Source organism: Maribellus maritimus, assembly GCF_022267315.1.
Classification (GTDB): domain Bacteria; phylum Bacteroidota; class Bacteroidia; order Bacteroidales; family Prolixibacteraceae; genus Draconibacterium; species Draconibacterium maritimum.
Genome location: NZ_JAIKLE010000180.1, coordinates 1 through 376 on the forward strand (window position 1 = coordinate 1; position 376 = coordinate 376).

The 376-nt window shown below is 44.9% G+C and carries 1 protein-coding gene; it reads right to left on the reverse strand.

Annotated elements, in window-relative coordinates; all coding sequences use genetic code 11:
* Positions 1 to 104 precede the first annotated feature (104 nt).
* Complete coding sequence (locus K5G00_RS29590) at positions 105 to 242, reverse strand: hypothetical protein (RefSeq protein ID WP_238770268.1); 138 nt, start codon at positions 240 to 242, stop codon at positions 105 to 107.
* Positions 243 to 376: the final 134 nt, after the last annotated feature.

Here is a 376-nt window from a genome sequence, read left to right on the forward strand (position 1 = left end):
TCGCTTTGGCCTTCACCGGCCCGGGCCAAATTTTCACCCTACGCGCCTTTCTTATAATCATAGTGCTCTTCTTCTACTTTCACACACTCTCATCGTCTCAATTCTCACTGCTCATCGCTCTTTTCTCTCCGTCCCGTTCCTGAACGTTTCTCCTCCTGGTCTGGAGTACCTGAGTTGGCGAGGGGGAGGTGGTTGGAAATTATATAATAATCACTAAATATTTTCAATTCGCACCGTCTCAAAACTCATCTCTTTTCTTCTCGGTACTCACTTTCTCAACGCTCATCTCTGCTTGTTAACGGGGCGTTGCCCCATACCCCAAATACTTTTCTCCTTAGATGAGAAAAGTATTCAAAAGAATCAAGCCAAAGTTATC